General features: G+C 40.9%; 12 protein-coding genes. 4 read left to right on the forward strand and 8 right to left on the reverse strand.

What is annotated here, in order from left to right:
- The first annotated feature begins 166 nt into the window (after nt 1–166).
- From leuB to GVK91_RS05240, 4 genes are all read left to right on the forward strand, one after another.
- The gene (gene leuB / locus GVK91_RS05225) at nt 167–1,240 is read left to right on the forward strand and encodes a 3-isopropylmalate dehydrogenase (RefSeq protein WP_159727357.1); all 1,074 of its coding nucleotides are present in this window, start codon (nt 167–169) and stop codon (nt 1,238–1,240) included.
- 41 nt (nt 1,241–1,281) lie between these two features.
- Entirely contained in the window at nt 1,282–2,445 is a 1,164-nt protein-coding gene (locus GVK91_RS05230; RefSeq protein WP_120335010.1) for a 2-isopropylmalate synthase, read from the forward strand.
- 215 nt (nt 2,446–2,660) lie between these two features.
- Complete coding sequence (gene ilvA / locus GVK91_RS05235; RefSeq protein ID WP_153844274.1) at nt 2,661–3,908, forward strand: threonine ammonia-lyase IlvA; 1,248 nt, start codon at nt 2,661–2,663, stop codon at nt 3,906–3,908.
- 251 nt (nt 3,909–4,159) lie between these two features.
- Entirely contained in the window at nt 4,160–4,675 is a 516-nt protein-coding gene (locus GVK91_RS05240; RefSeq protein ID WP_153844275.1) for a DUF2911 domain-containing protein, read from the forward strand.
- A gap of 125 nt (nt 4,676–4,800) precedes the next feature.
- Here the strand turns inward: GVK91_RS05240 and GVK91_RS05245 are convergent, their stop codons facing one another.
- The 8 genes from GVK91_RS05245 to GVK91_RS05280 all read right to left on the reverse strand — a co-directional run bounded on the left by GVK91_RS05245 (nt 4,801) and on the right by GVK91_RS05280 (nt 19,612).
- Nucleotides 4,801–6,684 carry a sodium:solute symporter family protein gene (locus GVK91_RS05245; protein WP_159727359.1) on the reverse strand — a complete coding sequence of 628 codons (1,884 nt, stop codon included), beginning with the start codon at nt 6,682–6,684 and terminating at the stop codon, nt 4,801–4,803.
- Nucleotides 6,685–6,726: 42 nt separating this feature from the next.
- Nucleotides 6,727–7,626, reverse strand: coding sequence for an endonuclease/exonuclease/phosphatase family protein (locus GVK91_RS05250; protein ID WP_159727361.1), 900 nt, complete (start codon nt 7,624–7,626; stop codon nt 6,727–6,729).
- 114 nt (nt 7,627–7,740) lie between these two features.
- Nucleotides 7,741–8,955 (reverse strand): glycosidase, encoded by a 1,215-nt coding sequence (locus GVK91_RS05255; RefSeq protein ID WP_159727363.1) that lies wholly within the window; start codon nt 8,953–8,955, stop codon nt 7,741–7,743.
- A gap of 31 nt (nt 8,956–8,986) precedes the next feature.
- Nucleotides 8,987–10,807 (reverse strand): aryl-sulfate sulfotransferase, encoded by a 1,821-nt coding sequence (locus tag GVK91_RS05260; protein WP_235032764.1) that lies wholly within the window; start codon nt 10,805–10,807, stop codon nt 8,987–8,989.
- Between the two features lie 142 nt (nt 10,808–10,949).
- A complete protein-coding gene (locus tag GVK91_RS05265) occupies nt 10,950–12,575 on the reverse strand; it encodes a RagB/SusD family nutrient uptake outer membrane protein (protein WP_159727365.1) in 1,626 nt (541 codons plus the stop codon).
- Between the two features lie 51 nt (nt 12,576–12,626).
- Nucleotides 12,627–15,641 (reverse strand): TonB-dependent receptor, encoded by a 3,015-nt coding sequence (locus GVK91_RS05270; RefSeq protein ID WP_159727367.1) that lies wholly within the window; start codon nt 15,639–15,641, stop codon nt 12,627–12,629.
- Between the two features lie 469 nt (nt 15,642–16,110).
- The gene (locus GVK91_RS05275; RefSeq protein WP_159727369.1) at nt 16,111–16,980 is read right to left on the reverse strand and encodes an AraC family transcriptional regulator; all 870 of its coding nucleotides are present in this window, start codon (nt 16,978–16,980) and stop codon (nt 16,111–16,113) included.
- 229 nt (nt 16,981–17,209) lie between these two features.
- Nucleotides 17,210–19,612: a prolyl oligopeptidase family serine peptidase gene (locus GVK91_RS05280; RefSeq protein ID WP_159727371.1), complete on the reverse strand. Its 2,403-nt coding sequence runs from the start codon at nt 19,610–19,612 to the stop codon at nt 17,210–17,212.
- Between the last annotated feature and the right edge of the window lie 110 nt (nt 19,613–19,722).

The raw sequence follows: 19,722 nt of genomic DNA on the forward strand, positions 1-19,722 counted from the left end.
AACTTCAATTAATTCGAAAACAAGAACAAAAAAATAAAAAGAGAATCAAGATATCGGCAAAACACCGGAAATCAAAAGTCAAAAATAAAGACAATTCAATAGGTCTTAGGCCTATCTTCCAAAGTTTCAATATACATATCTCTGATAGCTCAATACTAAAAATACAATGAAGAAAAATATTTTAATCATACCTGGAGATGGCATCGGCCAAGAAGTAACAACTTGGGGTAAAAAAGTTTTAGAAAAAATCGGTGAAAATTATGGTCATGAATTCAGCTTTGATGAAGCTATCATGGGCCATACTGCAATTGAAGCTACGGGCAACCCTCTTCCTGATGAAACATTAGCGAAAGCAAAAGCTTCTGATGCGATCCTTTTCGGCGCCATTGGCCATATCAAGTATGATAATGATCCTTCTGCTAAAGTAAGACCTGAACAAGGCTTGTTGAAAATCCGTAAAGAACTAGGTCTTTATGCAAATCTTCGTCCAATCCTTTTATTCGACGAGTTATTGGATGCTTCGAGTTTAAAGCCTGAAATTCTTCAAGGTACAGATATCCTTTTCTTCCGTGAATTGACAGGTGATGTGTATTTTGGTGAAAAAAACCGCAATGAGGACAACACCTTTGCGTCAGATCTGATGAACTACCATCGTTACGAGGTTGAACGTATCGCACGTAAAGCTTATGATGCAGCACGCACACGTAACAAAAGATTATGCTCTGTTGATAAAGCCAATGTATTAGAAACATCCCGCCTGTGGAGGGAAGTTGTACAGGAAATCGCAAAAGAATATCCGGATGTTGAAACCGAGCATATGTTTATCGATAATGCAGCCATGCAATTGGTTAAAAATCCGAAGAAATTCGATGTGGTATTGACAGCTAATCTTTTTGGTGATATCTTGACAGACGAAGCGTCACAGATCGCAGGCTCAATGGGTATGTTGGCTTCTGCTTCCGTAGGTGATGGCACAGGCTTCTTCGAACCTATCCACGGCTCAGCACACGATATTGCTGGTCAAAATAAAGCAAATCCACTTGCTTCAATTTTATCTGCAGCCTTGATGCTTGATATTAGCTTTGGTCTACAGGATGAAGCTAAAGCTGTTACCAATGCTGTTGCTGAAACATTAAAAGCTGGTTGGAGAACCGGTGATATTGCCAACAGCAGCACTGAAGCTTCAAAAATCTTAGGTACTCAGGAAATGGGTGAAAAAGTATTGGAGTTTATTAAATAGTATACCCTTTTTAATTTGTAAATCTTTTGAATTAAGAAATTATGTTACACGATCCTAATCATCTTTACATTTTCGACACCACCTTACGTGATGGCGAACAGGTACCAGGCTGCCAATTAACTACTCCAGAGAAAATTGAGATTGCTAAAGACTTGGAAAAACTAGGGGTAGATATTATCGAAGCCGGTTTCCCAGTGTCTAGCCCTGGTGATTTTCAATCGGTGGTAGAATTATCTAAAGCGGTGAACGATGTTATTATATGTGCATTGACCCGTGCCAATCAAAACGATATTGACGTAGCTGCCGAAGCATTAAAATATGCCAAACGCCCACGTATCCATACCGGTATTGGTTCTTCGGACATGCATATCAAATATAAATTCAACAGCACAAGAGAAGAAATTTTAGAACGTGCTGTTGCGGCTGTAAAACATGCCAAATCCTATGTAGAAGATGTCGAGTTTTATGCAGAAGATGCTGGTCGCGCAGACTTGGAATTTCTTGCTAAAATGGTTGAGTCGGTGATTGCGGCTGGTGCTACGGTGGTCAACATCCCTGATACAAACGGTTATTGTTTACCGGACCAATATGGTTCAAAAATCAACTACCTAAAGGAAAATGTACGCAATATCGATCAGGCAATTATTTCGGCACATTGTCACAATGACCTAGGACTTGCAACAGCAAATTCTATCGCTGCCATACAAAATGGAGCCCGCCAGGTAGAATGTACGATCAACGGTATCGGCGAACGTGCCGGAAACACGTCGCTTGAAGAAGTAGCCATGATCCTTAAGGTGCACAACCAGTCGTTTGGAAGCTTAACATCAAACATCGATAGCCGCATGTTTACGTACTTATCGCGCAAGGTAAGTGAAATGATGAACATGCCTGTCCAACCGAATAAAGCGATCGTTGGCCGTAATGCCTTCGCGCATAGTTCGGGTATTCACCAAGATGGTTTCCTAAAACACCGCGAAAACTATGAGATCATCAGACCAGAAGATGTTGGTTTGATTGAAGCTGATATTATCTTAACTGCACGTTCAGGAAGACACGCCCTTAAACACCATTTGGAGCGTTTAGGCTTCCATCTTGAAAAAGATGATTTAGCAGATTGCTATCAACGCTTCTTGGTTTTAGCCGACGAAAAGAAAAATATTTGTGATGATGACCTAAAAAGCCTCATCCAGGAAAAAATATAAAAAAGGAAGGCTGCAGATGCAGCCTTCCTTTTTTATCATAAATACATTTTTTTTAAAGGATACAAATGACACATAGCTGATTATTATTTTAGCATGTATTCAGACGATCTTCCATTCAAAATCAACTAAATTTAAACACTGTATAGGTAGAATCTCTCATATAACAGCGAATATCTGCGTTTTATTTGCTACCTTAACTAGGCAATCATCTAACAATGAATCTATCAACCTTAAACATCAATTCAGAAGCTACACTTGACCGCATCAAGTCTGTGGTCAACAGAACACCGCTTCAATATAATCGGCATCTATCCGAAAAATATGGTGCCGAAGTCTATCTAAAACGGGAAGATTTACAAGTCGTACGTTCCTATAAATTACGCGGTGCCTACAATAAAATTATTTCCTTAACAGCGGAAGAGCGACAACGCGGCGTTGTATGTGCGAGTGCGGGCAACCATGCCCAGGGCGTTGCTTTCTCCTGCAATAAACTCGACATCCAAGGCGTGATATTTATGCCGGGTCCTACACCACGCCAAAAGATCTCACAAACGGAAATGTGGGGTAACGGTAATGTAGAGATTATCTTGACAGGAGACACTTTTGATGACTGTCAAAAAGCGGCGCTGGCTTACACAGAAGAGCATGGTATGACTTTCATCCCGCCATTTGATGATCTCAAAGTTGTGGAAGGACAGGGTACTGTAGCCGTTGAGGCTTTACAAGATCTTCCCGATATGGATGCCATATTTATCCCAATTGGTGGGGGTGGACTTGCCGCGGGAGCGAGCTATTACCTGAAGAGTAAAAACAAAGCGATCAAATGTTATGGTGTTGAACCCGAAGGAGCTCCTTCTATGCAAGCGGCCTTGACACATGGCGCACCGATCGAGCTCGAGCATATCAACAAATTTGTTGATGGAGCCGCCGTTAAAAAAATCGGTGCAACGACATTTGAAATTGCGAAACAATTGTTGGATGATACACGCTCTATTCCTGAAGGAAAGATCTGTACATGTATCCTAGAGCTGTATAATAAGGATGCAATTGTCGTTGAGCCCGCGGGTGCTTTATCGGTAGCTGCTCTTGAATTTCACAAAGATGAAATTAAAGGCAAGAAAGTCGTCTGCATCATATCCGGTGGAAACAACGATATAGACCGCATGAGTGAAATCAAAGAATTGTCTCTGCTTTACGAAGGATACAAACATTATTTTATCGTTCGTTTCCCACAACGCCCAGGTGCATTAAAACTCTTCGTTTCTGAAGTATTGGGGCCTAAGGATGATATTACCCGTTTTGAGTTTATCAAAAAAACAGAACGCGAAAGAGGTCCAGCGCTAGTCGGCATTGAGCTCAACAAGCCTGAGGATTACGAAACATTGATTGAACGCATGAAAGAATATAAGTTTGATGTCATTGAAATCAACAAAGACCAGACACTATTTGAATATCTTGTTTAAATAATAGGTATAAACGGAAAAAGCCAGTGATTCATATCCTGGCTTTTCTCGTTTATATAACCAAAATACCTCACCCCAAGTCTTCAAAAAAAACTAACAATTCCATAACTTAAAAAATCTTATATTTCCTTTATTAAAAGATATTCAATAGCTGAGGAGAGATCGATAAATTATCTTATTTGGCCGAAGGCATATTGCATATAAAAAGTAATTTATCTAAGTTTAATTGTTTAATCAATAATATACGAAAAATGAGAGTACTAATTTTAACAATCCTGACCTTAATAGGTCAACTTACCTTTGCCCAGACCGACAAAAGTAAACGCCCGAGTCCTCCAGACAACACCAAAGTAACCACCACCGATGGTGTCACGATCGACATTAATTATAGCCGCCCTTCTTTGAAAGGCCGTCAGCTTGGTGTTGATATCGCCCCTATCGGCATTGTATGGCGTACTGGAGCGAATGAAGCGACCACCATCGAATTTAATAAAGATGTATTGGTTGAAGGCAAGAAATTAACCGCTGGAAAATATGGTCTTTACAGTATCCCTGGAGAACACGAAACAACAATTATGTTTAATAAAGTGTGGAATCAGTGGGGAACAAAATATGATGCCAACGAAGATGCCCTACGTGTTTCTGTTAGCAATGCCACAGCAAGCAATTCACAGGAACAATTTAAGATCAATGCGACTCCACAAGGAACTATTTCTTTGGAGTGGGGACAGTATGTCGTTCCATTTACGGTGAAAGCGAGCAACTAAATTAAAAACGCATTATCAATGTAATCGGTACGGTACGAGTGAACGATTTTTTAATCAAACAACGGGCCGTCCGATTACATGATTCTTCGCTTCTTTCAGCCCCATTTTAAAAACTTAATTACTTATCAATCCGCTTTATTCATTCCGTATTTTATCATAAAAGCATCGTATTCAGCCTCATCGCGGCACATCTTGTCATACCAGTTCTTTTTAAGAATCAGTGTGGTAATACCCAATATCAGTACACTGGTCAATAAGCCCTTTCCCTGTTGAATAACAATATACATCGGGATCAATGTCAAACAACATTGCCATACAATCCCCACCCCAACATTAAATAAATCACGCTTAAAGTGATCGTTTCTTTTAAGATCAGGGTATTTCTGCAATGCTTTTTGGTGAATTGGCCCCCAAAAGCCCCATGGGCGAACACGAACATAAAAATCAACCAACACAGATTCCTCAGTTGGCTTAGATAACCAAGTTCCAAGTAAGCAACCTAATAACGATAGGACAAACAAAAAGGGGAAATAATAAAGCGGCAAAGTATGTGGGAAAAACTGAGGCAGAATAATTGCGCCGAATATACCGGTCAACATTCCCCAAAAAAATCCCGTCCCATTAAATCGCCACCAATGCCACTTAAGCACATTCGCGGCGATATATCCACCATAGAGTGCCGAAACGATCCACTGCAGCACCGAATTGATGTTTTGGACATATAATCCGATGATCGTGCTACAGACAACCACAGAAACAGAAACAATATAACTCAAACGAATCTGTTTTTTAGGCGAAGCCGAACGATAAAAAAATTTCAGCAAGACATCATTGACCAAATACGCTTGCGCCGCATTTATCGTTGAAGCAAAAGAAGACATAAAAGCAGCCAGAAGTCCCGCCAATAGTAAACCTGTCAATCCAACCTTCCCAAAACGACTAATTGCTTTGGGTAAGATGATCTCGAAATCCATATGGCTTCCCATTGCTGTAAACTCATCCCGAAAGAACACAAGCGCTAACACCGTAAAACCCATGATCATCAGATAACGCGGGATCAGCAAGATAACAGATACCGAACCGCTCATTAATGCGGCCTCTTTTGGTGACCTACAAGCAAGAATCTTTTGCATATCATAGTTTGCCGCGGGCCCAGCCATACTCATGAAAATACCTTTGAAAAGCATCATCATCACAAATATGGTAAACAGGTTGTATTGATCATCGGCTATTCTATCCATAATAGAAGGGAGTACGTTACTCCAGTCCATATCCAAATGCCAGCCAAAGAAGGGAGAGTCCCATCCCTCAGGTGTATTGGCGGCCAACAATTCAGGACTTACCTGCTGCATTGCAATCACTGCGATTGCAATGCCGGATACAATCATGATAGCGAACTTCACCATATCTGCCCAAACGATACTATGCATGCCGCCAAGCATGACATAAAATGTCGTGATAGCAGTAAAAAACATGCCGTATAATTGGGGAACATACATCGGGTCAATAGTTAAGGGAATGAACCGCGAAAGCTGTTCCCAGGGGAAGAATACCTCCATAAATTTACCGATTCCGATAAAGCCGTAACATAGAAAACCCAATACTGCTACAATAGCGTATAGAATGACAATGGTGTAAGCTCCATCTGCACCCTTACCATGCCCAAAACGGGTTCGGATCCATTCAGCTCCCGTCAAAACATTTGAACGCCGCAGCCATATCGAAAGGTAAACCATCAGGAAAATCTGATTAAAGACAGGCCATAACCAAGGAATCCACATACTCTTGAGGCCATAGACAAAGGCAAGATAAACCATCCACATTGTGCCCGAAATATCGAACATCCCCGATGCATCAGAAATACCAAGCATATAGTAAGGAAGTGACTTCCCTCCCAAGAAATAAGAGTCGAGATCCTTAGAAGCTCGCTTTTTAAGAATCAGGCCAATGACAATCATCGTCAGCAAATAACAGACAATGATCACTATATCTATTACGGAAAGTTCCATGAATATTCTTCTCGTGGTCAACCGCAATCTACAATTATATTTCTACTTCTCCAATTGGCCAATCACGACCGAAACTGGGTAATGATCTGATATTCCTTCGAGATCAGGACCATTGTGCACTTCGACCTTCTGAACCAAAGGCGACAATCGCTCCGACAATAAGATATAATCTAGCCTTTCCGACACTTCAGCTAATCGGCTGTCGCCCCAATTCCAGCCATATAGTGTTGCTGTAGGAAAACTGACCCGCTTATTTTCTGGAAATACAGTACGTCCGATACAATCATCAAAACCTGCAGCAATAAAAGTCGACAGCACACTATAGTCAAAACGCTGGCCACGCATATTGCCATATTCTGGATGCGCTTGATCCCAATTCGATAAATTCTTTCTCAGTTGTGCTTTGTGTTCCAGCCAAATTGCATCCAATGGAGAATAAGCATTGAGGTCCCCCATGATCATACAGTTATTCAAGGAATTACTTTTGATATAATCCACAATCTGCTGTGCTTCTTTTAATCGATACTTCCAGGAAAAAGGGCTGAGATGTGTGACTATAATGTCAATATCTTTAATTTTAACATGCAACATACCATGCCAAAACTCATCCACCTGGGCTTTGATCAGGGTAATCGGGTAGCGAGATGTAATCCCTACTGGATAGCCCTTCTCCTTGAGTAAGACGCTGTAGTGGTGTCCGTAGGATTCGGCCAGCTGTTGAAGATCGGCCTGTTTGAAATCGACCAGTTCTTCCAAAGCAACAATATCCGGTTGCTGTCGTTCCATCCAATGGACAAATTTATCCGATCTTGCTTTCGTATGCTCAAATCCATTCCAGATATTATAAGATATTATCTTTAGCGGTTGATCGGCCTGAGATTTCACTGTCAAACACAGCAAGAGTAAAGCAATCACTCCATAAAACTTGATCAGATCTTTCATTTATATACTCCTAAATATCGATTTTATAACTAACAATAAGCCTTTATAACTAACAACAAGCCGGGCTATCCGATCTAGAATAGGAGACCGGCTTTCAATTTTCACATCCTATTATCAGGCCCGTTTCACACCGTTTCGGGAACAAATTCCAGATTCCATAACATATAGCGCATTGCGACCAATAAGCTGGAGGACATTGTCAACCGAGGTTGCCGAGCGCAAACCGTCGGATGCTGTATTTAGACAATAATCCAAAAGCCGGTCAACCGAGGATACGGCAACATGCATTCGTGTATCACTCGATGCATAGTAGATATAAACCATGCCATTGGGATTCATGATCCAACCGTTAGAAAACAACACATTGGAAACATCACCGATCCGTTCTTCTCCCTCCGGAGCCATCAGATAACCCGCAGGCTCGGCGATCAATTGGCTTGGATCATCCAGACTGGTGAGATAAAGGTAGAGCACATAACGTAACCCTGCTGCCGTCCCCCTTACGCCATGGGCAAGGTGTAGCCAGCCTTTCTCCGTTTTTAAAGGCGCAGGGCCCTCACCATTTTTCAGCTCTTTAATCGTATGATAAAAACGTTTGTTGATAATTTGTTCTTCAACAACAATGGCATTTTTAATATCATCAATCAATGACCATCCAATTCCGCCACCACGTTTTGCTAGGATAAAATCATCTTGTGGCCGTGTATAGAGGGCATATTTCCCCTGTACAAATTCGGGGTGCAATACGACATTTCGCTGTTGACTGCTCGCTTTCAGATTGGGTAAACGCTCCCAGTGCTTCAAATCTTTTGATCGAATGATCCCTGCAGAAGCAACGGCACTGGAGAGATCCCCCGGAGCAGCTGCTGCATCGCGTTTTTCACTGCAAAAAATACCATACACCCAACCGTCTTCATGAGCAGTCAGCCGGATATCATATACATTTGTTTCCTCTTTATCCAAATCTGGAAGTACCAATGGCTGATCCCAAAAACGAAAATTATCCACCCCATTTTCACTTTCTGCTATCGCAAAAAATGATTTCCGGTCAGCCCCTTCAACCCGAACAAACAACAGATACTTTCCTTGCCAATAGAGTGCCCCCGCATTCATTGTTGAATTGAAGGTGATTCGCTCTAGAAAAAGCGGGTTTGCCAAGGGATTAAAATCGTAACGCCAGGTCAACGGGATATGTTCTTTGGTAACAACAGGATATAAATAACGCTTAACAATTTTTCCTGGATTAGACAGTTCAACATTAGTTCTCTCCAATAATAAGCGTTGTGATTCGATAATATAAGCTTGCTGACGTTCAAATGATTCGGCCATAAATTTAGTTCAGTTCAAAAAAATAGTTACTTTACAAGTTTTCGGGATAAAGCGGCATACGGGTCACACGATGGAATGCCGTACCGCTACCAGTAGCGACCTCAAGATCAAATATCACTTCTTTTGTTTTCGGATCAATCTCCACAACACGTCCGCCCAAACCAATAGAAGTTGCTACCCCCATACCCGGACAAAATAAAACATGTCCAGTTTGCCCCAAATATTGTACGCCCGATATGGCCTGTGAAAAGCCTTGCGTGCCACGATCTTTTCCATAAGACCATACTTGCTGTACCGTTCTATTGGTCAGGTCAACCTTATATTCCACTACCCTGCTAAAGCTTTTCACCCCGGGAGCAAAATTTGATTTCCATTGCCGGTTATACCCATTGTCAAAAACCAAAATACGATCCTTACTCAACGCGACAGGTGTATGTGGCCCCCAAGGCCAATCAAAACCTGCAACCGCAGCATCTCCATTGATCACTGCTGGGTCTGTAATTGCAGTGCCATCTTCGGCAATTGGCTTAAGCAACAAGGTCTGATATTTGGCTCCCCAATTTTTATGGGGCGATATAATCCATTGCGTCACTCCCGAATGATTAAAACTGAAAATCCCCTGATAACGTGCCGTGGCCAATAAATCTTCGCCAATTTCTGTAATTGAATTATTATGTGCCCAATTATTTGGACTCTGCGAGAAGGCCGGTGGCGTAATACCATCGGGCTTGATATAACGCGTTGTATCCAGTTGCTTGGCAAGATCCCATTCATTAACTAAGACACCTGTTTGTGGATTCAATTCGATGATAAAGTCGTTAATACGCGGTTCGCCATTATTTAAACGTGCCGCAACTTTGGTTACATTGATCAAGAAATTACCATTGGCAGCTTCACTAACCTCATGGTGAAATCCATAGCCAAGTTTTGCTAGATCCCATTGATTGACCAAGTTTCCAAAGAGATCAATTTCAACAACACGTTGTTGCGACTGATCACCGGAAATAAAGGTCCCTTTTTTGGTCCGCTTAAGGCCTATCGATCCGGAAAACTTCTGTAAATCAGGCGATTTTTTCAACAGCAACAACCAACGCAATTCCCCCTCGTTATCAATCATATAAGGTAAAGAAGTATCTAATTCACTCTGACCAGGATAACTCACCAAATTGATCCCAGGCTCCATTTTCTCGGTTTGCCCCTTGACAATCTTCCATTGGGGAAAGTCTTGTACTGTTATAGCTTGTGTGACAATATGTATCGTTGTGCTACCGCGCTCGTTGCCTTCCCGGTCAGTAAAAGCAAGATCGACCACATTATCATAATCGGCATATAAGCCTAATATCGGTACGTTTTGACGTGGTGTATCATCGTTACATAAATGCGTAATGGCACCCAATTTGCCATGCTTACCATGCACAGTCACCCGTACTCGACCATAGGTCGGTAACCATACATTTACCATGGCCGACAGTGGATTATAACCCGAAGGATCGAGTTTAATATTTTCAACAATAAAATCGAGCGAAGTACCTTTGGTAGGTACCTCCACCTCCGACCCGTCGCTAAAGGAGAGTTTTGTACGCCAATGTGCCAGATCAGAAGTTATCTTGAGAATATCTTTTACGGGGACATTTACGGCTCCCTTCTCAAAGTTGAAAACATACTCTAGTGTATGCTGATTGACATCAAGCAACAATTCTCCAGCATCAATTTTGGATGTCAATGCCAGCTTGGAAGATAATTCATTCGTTGTTTCCCGATCTTTCTTACAGGAAAAAAATAACAGAACAAAGCATATAAGTGGCAAAATCAAATTAGTGAAAAATCTACCCATCCGTTGTACTGCAATCATACATATTATTGTTTAAAAGAAATTTCAAAAAGTATTCCGGCAGAGGCATCTACTCCCCTACCGGAAAAAACTAACACTCAACTGTGGAATCGAGAATAAATTTTTATGTGTCTTCCGACCTTGTCGGAAGTACTATAGTGACCTATCGCCACAATGGATGTTGTTGAATCTTGGTATTGGTATTGATTTCCCCTTCAGGAATAGGTAAATAATAATGTTTGGGTTGGAAATTATTGGCTCCTTGTTTTTTATTATCCACAAAAACCTGCTTCATTTCTGTAGGAGTATACCAACGTTTCAAGTCAAAGAAACGATGTCCTTCGAAGAAAAACTCCAGTTCATTTTGCTTGATAATTTCCTTCATTAATGCATCAGCATTTGCCCAAGTTTTATTGGCTAATCCTGCTCTATCTCTGATGCGTTTTAAACTAGATGTTGCACCACCCAAATTTCCGTTTTTAGCACATGCTTCTGCATGTAGCAAAAGTACTTCTGCAAAACGAAATACCCGAAGATTGTTATTTCTATTTGATGCATCATACATACTATTGGCGCCAGCGACATTTTTATAGAAATTAGTATACTTTTTGATTAAGAAACGGCCTTGTTTTCCATTAACCGCCGGAAAAACGGGCTCGCCACGTTGCCTTTTTGCACTTGCATTATCCCAAAGTTTGTCAAATGACAAGTTACCAAACCAAGCTCCGTCAGTCAGGCCAGTTTCATAGTCTGAATATTTCCAAAAGAAACTTGTGTACATTCTTTTGTCAAATTTTGTATCTGCACCAATCGGTCTTTCTTCACTGGTAAAATCGCGAACAACAGCTGCCCCAGGCATTAACTTGAACCAAGCTCCAGTACCATCTGGCCCTGCGAAATTGGGTAGTACAAATCCCATCGCACAGGATGCACAATCAACGCCCCAGTTTCCATCACCACCAAATCGACTATCATAAACCAATTCCCACACAGACTCTTTATTTAATTTAGTTGTTTCTTTAAAATTATCATCAAAGTCCGCAACTAGATCGTATGTATAAGGGGCGCTCAACAGTGCTTTCAGTTCTGTCTCTGCTTCCGAATATTGTTTAGTATAAACAAGAGCCTTACCTAAATAGGCCACCGCTGCCCCCTTAGTCACGCGCCCTGCCTCAGCAGCTGGTCGTGTTACAGGAAGATAATTTTTGGCGACTTTAAAATCTGCAATAACTTGTTTCCATACATCAGCTTCTGGAGAAGATGCTTTGTTGACACCATCTGGATCATCTCCTGCAGGGAGCAAACGCAATGGTACATCACCATAATTAGCTGCTAATAGAAAATAATACATACCGCGTAAGAAACTCGCTTCACCTATCAGCTCATTCTTTCTGCCTTCGTCCATGGAAACCCGAGGAACATTCTTTAAAAACACATTGGCTCTATTAATCCCCGTATATAAACTACCAAAATCACTTTCTGCAGTACCTGGAGAGTTTAAAAAATTAACATACTCCCACGTAAAAGGTTCTTCTCCGGTTAGGAACCACATATCATCCGCTCGATTCATTGTTTGATAACCGCCATACGCACCATAGTATCCTGACATTTGGGAACGTATCGGCGAATAAATTGTAGGCATTGCCGCCTGAGCATCAGATTCAAGAGCCCAATAAGTTTCCTCTACAGGAAGATTAGGATTAACTCGATCTAAAAAGTCTGACTTACAACTTCCCAATAACAGAAGAAATGTCGCTGCAGTCGTATATTTTTTTATTGAAGATTTCATCTATATCGTATTTAAGAAATAAAATTTATGATCTAAAAATTGGCTTTGCCGTTAAAAATTAGCCTGAATACCAAACATAATAGTTCTTGCTAATGGAAAACGACCATGGTCTGTACCCGCTGTCAATACGCCCGAAGGGGTTCCATTATCGCCATTATTTTGCCCTAAATCCGGAGTATAACCTTTGTATTTTGTGACGGTAAACAAGTTGTCCGCCGCCAAAAATATCCTTCCATTTTTCAATGTCGCTTTGCTCAACCATTGTGATGGCAATGTGTAGCCCAATTCTATCGTCTTAAGACGGAAAAATGCACCGCTTTCCATCCAGCGGTCACTCACTCTGCGTTTATTGTCATTTTGATCCTCTCTGCTGTAGCGTGGAATATCCGTATCTGTATTGCTCGGTGTCCACGAATCCAATAGACTACTCGAGTGATTGTTCACTTCATTAGTCTGTTCCATACGGGCTCTGGTATAGTTGTAAATTTTGTTGCCATACATTCCATCAAAGAAAAACGCAAAATCGACGCCTTTATAATCTAACCCACCACGGATCCCATAAGCTAATGTTGGAAATGGACTTCCTACATATTGACGGTCATTGTTGTCTATTCTTCCATCGTTGTTATAATCCACAAATTTTATATCTCCTCCTTTAGCATTTGGCTGGATTGTCGTTCCATTTGCAGATTTGTAAGCCTGAGCTTCAGCATCAGATTGGAAAAGGCCATCGGTTTTTATCACCCAGAAACCACCAATTGGATAGCCAACTTTAGCCCAGGTGATTGTCCCTTCGCCCTGTGGGTTATATCCACCAAATTCCTGTACATTTCCAACCGTTACGGCTTTCACTTCATTTTTTACCTTTGAAGCATTGACACCAATGTTATAATTTACATTTCCGATTGAATTTTTATAGGTTGCTAAAAGTTCAAATCCGTTATTTCTAATCGTTCCTGCATTCAATGTAGGCGCTCCCTTTAAGCCAGCTGACGGCGGTTGATTGATCCCCAATAGAATATCTTTGGTTTCACGAACATAATAATCAGCACTGATATTCAACTTATTTTGCATAAATGCCATATCAACCCCAATATTGCTGGTAGCTGTTTCTTCCCAAGTTAGATTTCGAGGAGAAACCCAATTAATACCAGTGCTGGCACCTTGCCACCAAACCCCTCCTTGGATATAGTTTATACCATATGAAGTGATGCTCTGAGTGGTATAATTTGGAATCTCCTGATTACCTAATCGACCATAACTAGCACGCAGCTTAAGTTCATTCATTGTACCTTTTGCCGATTCAAAGAACTTTTCATTCATGACATTCCAGCCTACTGCAACAGAAGGGAATACACCGTATCTCGCACCATCAGCGAATTTAGAAGAACCATCACGACGCAATGAAGCCGTCAACAAATAGCGGCTATCATAGCTGTACATGAAACGACCAAATTGAGATATCAACGCGGACTCATTTAAACTTCCTGAAGTTGTCTGTTCTGCCGGAGAAGCTGCATCAATCGCATCCGTTCCTAAAGGAAGGCTGTTTCGACTGGCTCCAAATCCTCTATTGGTATTCTCTTGTGCTGAATATCCTGCCAAAACTGAAATAGTATGTTTGTCGAAAGTATTATCATAATGTAAGGTATTTTCAACAAGCCATTGGTTATTAAAAAAGGCACTTTCACTTAAAGAAGATTTACGTAAATCTGCGCCATAGGTATAAGCATCATTTTTATTATAATTTCTTCCGGTTGTCCTATTCACCCCCACATTTAATTTATATTTTAAACCTTTCAGGAACAAGTCTACCTCGGCGTAACCATTCAACATGAAATCCGTTTGATAGACATGTTTATTGTATAGATTTAAATAACCAACTGGGTTTTCGAGATTCTTCATCCAAGGAGCATAAGTAGCATATCCTCCTCTAACACTTGAATCATATACGGGAAGCAGCGCATTTTGACGTAAAATATCTGTAATTGTTAGATCAGAAAATTTACGGTCGCCTGATTTCATCAAAAATGTGTTCCCCACACGAACATGGTCATTGAAAAAACTAAACGTATTCTTTGTCCGTATATTGAAAGCTTTATACCCGGTTGTCTTCAAAATCCCTCGCTGATCCAAATAACCTGCAGACACATTATAGGTAGACCGCTCTCCTCCACCAGCAATATCCAAATTCACCTTATTCACTGGAGCAGTGTCAAATACCTCATCCTGCCAATCTGTATTCGCATTGAAGCTTTCTGCTTGAGTAGGTAAATAGCCATTATCTTTTTGGAATTTTTTCCATTGTGGTCCATCCATCAAATCCATTTTTTTTGGAAGACTCTGAATACCTGTATAAGCATTTATCCCAAGAGTTGCCGGAGAGGACCTTTTACCACCTTTAGTCGTAATGATAACGACACCATTTGCTGCCCTTGACCCATAGATCGCAGCTGCTGACGCATCTTTCAATACTTCCAATGAGGCAATATCATTTGGATCAACTATATTGATATCCCCGAATACACCATCTATTACATAAAGCGGCGCATTATTACCTAGCGAACTTAGCCCACGAATATTAATACTCATACCAGAACCTGGACTTCCACCTGCGTTTGACACACTCACACCAGCAATACGACCTTGCAATGCTCCTGAAGCACTTTTAGCTAAATTAGATTGTAGATCCTTGCCCGTCACGGATGCCACTGCACCAGTCAAATCACTTTTTTTCACCGTACCATAGCCGATCACCACAACTTCATCTAATTCCGTACCCGACTGAAGTACAACACTATAGATTGATTCATCATTGACAAGCACCTCTTGCTCCTTCATCCCCACGTAGGTAATTTTTAAGGTTTTGCCTTTCGCAACATCAAGTGTAAAAGAACCATCGGCATCTGTTTTCGTTCCGCTGGCGCTGCCCTTGATATTGACCGTAGCTCCTGCCACTGGCTTATTATCCGCATCGAGGACTTTGCCCCTCACCTTTTGGGATTGCTGTGCAAAGGCTAAGCTCCCATAAGTGGAAAGTAAGAGTAGTAAAGCTGTTTTTCTCATATTGTGTGTATTTAAGGTTTACAATAAATAGATGGTTTGTATAATATGTCTATACTTAATTGGTATTCTTATATCGGTTTGTTTGACGAAATTAGAGAAAAGGAGAAGCCGTAAATAGCAAGATCAACTCATTTGTATTGTACTTTTCATTCATATTTCTCCTGGGAAAAACACAAAAATGTCAACACAAACGATTGCGCAAAATAGAAATGACAATAAAATAGGAAAAAAAATGAGGCAACAGAACAATACCGTAAATAATTAAAAAACAGTACATTAAAAACAAAGAAAGGTCGCTTTATTGAACTTTAGACTCACTTGTATTGAATTATCTAGCAAGAGGAACAGGGGTAATCAATAATTAAATAGCGTTGAAACGCCCCCATATTCACAGAATAGTTGACTTTATTTAGATAGACGTATATAGATCTTTCGTTTATCTAAAAAAGAGAAATGGAAAAAGAAAAAATTAGATGATCATCTGTTGCTTGCGGAGACTATTTCTATACTCGACGGGAGTGAGGTCCTTTTTCTTTTTAAATACACGATAGAAATACGAAACGCTGTTAAAGCCACATTGTTCGACAATATCGGCAATCAAGGTCTCTTCTTTCAGTAGTCGCACAGCCATATTGATCCGAAAATCGAGCAGATAATCGGTAAAATTCATCCCTGTAGTCGATTTCAGAAAACGGGAAAATGTTGATTTGCTCATGTTCATCACCGCGGCAACCATAGGAAGGCTCAATTCTCTATTTACATGGGTAACGATATATTCCTGCAATCGTCCCATCATCAATTCGCTATTGCTCAGCACTGTATTGGTCGCAGTAGATAATACACGGATATCTTCACCCTTGGACAATTCGTACAGCAACACCAAAAGTTTCATAACCGAATAGAATCCATCCCTTTCCAAAGTCAGTATGCGTAACAGCGGTAATACCCGATCTACTGTTTCTTTACCAAAAACTACACCACGTGAAGCTTTGGATAATAACTGCTGTATACTTGCAAACTGCTTTTTATCCAGATACTGTTCAATTAACGAAGGGTGAAACTGAATCGTGATCTCATGAATATCATTCGATTGGCAATCGCCATCTTTCCAAGCGTGTTCAAGCTCAGGACTTGCAATGAGTACCAGATCCCGCTCGCCAATAGACTCTATCGAGTTGCCAATGATACGTTGTGCCCCCACTGCCCCCTCAACATAATTGAGCTCATATTCTGGGTGAATATGTACAGGAAACGTAAAAGAAGATTTTCTCCGATCGAAGACCACAAAGCAGTCATCGGAAGATAATGGCGATTTCTCTCTAAATATATCAGGTCTCATAATTGGATTTTCCCCTCCAGTAAATTACCCAAACTTAAAAAAATAATATGTATAATCCATTGGTACTTCAGCACATTTGCCGGCCTGCCAAAGTTGAGCCCTAACTTCGGGGTATCCAAATCAGGTTAACGCAGATCAAGTGAAGCATATCGATCCATCTAAGCGAAACTTGAGCAACAAAAAAGGTTGCCTTTTACGGCAACCTTTTATATTCGTTTTGATTTTCACCTTATTTTTTAAGGTATTTTTCCAAAAATTGATCCTGTTCCCAAAGTAAGTGGAAGATATTTTCCTTGGCAACATAACCATGCGCTTCACGTGGTAAAATAACCATTCGCACAGGTGCCCCCAAGTTTTTCAGGGCCTGGAAATAGCGTTCTGTCTGCAGGGTGAATGTTCCGGGATTATTATCGGCTCCGCCATGAATCAACAAAAGTGGGGTTTTCATCCGATCAGCACTCACAAATGGAGACATCGTCATATACAAGGCTGGATCATCCCAGAAGTTGCGTTGTTCACTCTGAAAACCAAATGGTGTTAAGGTCCGATTGTATGCTCCAGAACGCGCTATTCCTGCGGCAAACAATTTTGAATTGGACAACAGATGTGCTGTCATAAACGCACCATAGGAATGCCCACCCACAGCAACTTTTTTCCGATCGATATAACCCAAATGATCTACCGCATCAATTGCAGCTTCGGCATTTGCCACAAGTTGTTCAATAAAGGTATCATTAGGTTCTTTTGTTCCCTCTCCAACAATAGGGAAGGCCGCATTATCCAATACAGCATACCCCTTCGATACCCAGTAGATAAAAGATCCATAACTTGGGAAGGTAAACTCCTTCGGATTCGCCGTACTTTGTCCGGCTGTATTCTTGTCCTTATATTCCCGTGGATAAGCCCACATTAGCAGAGGCAACTTCTCTTTCTTCGTAAAATCATAACCGGCAGGTAAATATAATGTTCCGGAAAGTTCGACTCCATCCTTGCGCTTGTACTTTAAAATCTCTTTATGAACTTTTTCCAAAGATTTAAACGGGTTTTCCAACGTGGTGAGCGTCACCTGTTTCCCCGATTTCATATTTTTCATGAAATAATTCGGATAAATCGATGCTGACTGAAGCGAAATCAACAGATCCCCAGTTTTAGGGTTCACTAGTTGGGTGATACGTTCCTGCAGTTCAGATGCTGGAGCAGTGTAGATGCGTTTTTTCTTCAATGAATGCAGATCAAGCTCATCCACAAAAGGAAACTCACCATTTTTAGTAAAACCCTTACCTACAAACAGCGTTTTATCCTTATCTATATACATCGAATAAGTGCCTAAACTATTTTTTTCCATATACACATCTCCCGGATCATTATAGACGTCCTGACTATTCCGGTCATGCAATAGTTTAGATTCTCCCGAGGAAGGATTCACCACAAAAGTTTTTGCATTTCTCGTATCATACCATTGCGAATTGATCAATGCATATTTATCATTCCCCCATGTTACACCAGCATAACGGTCTTTGATTTTAAAAATAAGCTTTCCCGCACCATTGTAGGGGTAAGATAAAGTATATAAGGCATCACGAAACTCCGCAGGTTTGTTCGCATCCCCGCCATCCAAGGCTTCTACATAAGCCAACGTAGCTGGCTGATCACTCCGCCAATGCCAGGCACGTTTTCCCGATCGTGTCGACGAAAAACCTTTCGGCATTACCTCTGTCAAGGCTGTCTCATTCACCAGCGCTATTTCCTTGCCCGACCGATCATAAATATGAACCTGCTGTGGAAAAGACGAGACCGGAACTACATAGGAATAAGGTTTTGTGATCGTCGTGATCATCACATACTCACCATCCGGAGAGAAACTGATCCCCGTATAAATGGCTTTATCTTTAAAGGGAGAAATCTTACCGTCTAGGTCTACAAGTTCAAGGTTGGATTGCACCAATGTTTCAAAATTCACTTCGTCCTGCGGATTTTTAAGCAGGTCTTGGTATGTTCTCAATTGGGATATCTTCCCATCACTTGTTGAGACAATAGGTCCTGTTGGCAAATCTTTTGAAGGATCCAACAGTGTAGCCCTATCCTTTGGCAGGCTTGTAATCAGTAAACCGGAAGAATTTCTCAGCCACTGAAATGGTGCTGTCAATGTTCCGTTCAAATTGTAAGCAGTCAACTGTTTGACATTTCGCGTTGCAAGATCAATGACAAATAAGGCTGTTCCGCTTTCATTTGTATTGCTAAATGCCAAACGCTTATTGTCTGGAGAGAACACAAAATTGGCCATCGCCGCTTTTTCGGGCATCCCCGTGAAGTCGGAAAATTCCATATTTTGTCCTATTTTTTTCAAGGCAATCTTATCGAAAAAGATTGTCGAACTTTCCATGTTCGTTTTAGGATTAATCCGCAATCCCGCCAGTTTCATTTCTTCCTGGCCTAAGTCCGCCAGGCTTTTATACGTAGGCCGGAACGTAAATAACATCCAATTTCTATCGCTTGAAATCTTTATCTGAGGGGGGCGCACATAATCGGCTAAGGCCAAAATTTCAGTAGAGGGTTTTTGAAAGGTAATGTTTTCCTGCGCTTGCGTCTGTAGCGACACTAGAAGCAAGAGACCATAGAATAGTTTCTTCATAAATTTATTTTTCAAATTAGGGCAAAATAAAGTAATAAAATTTTCATAAAAAAGCAAGCTTTGTAGCTTTTTTATGACACTAAAATTAAACTTAAATCATTTGTAAAATA

It is taken from the genome of Sphingobacterium sp. 18053 (assembly GCF_902706145.1).
Classification (GTDB): domain Bacteria; phylum Bacteroidota; class Bacteroidia; order Sphingobacteriales; family Sphingobacteriaceae; genus Sphingobacterium; species Sphingobacterium paramultivorum.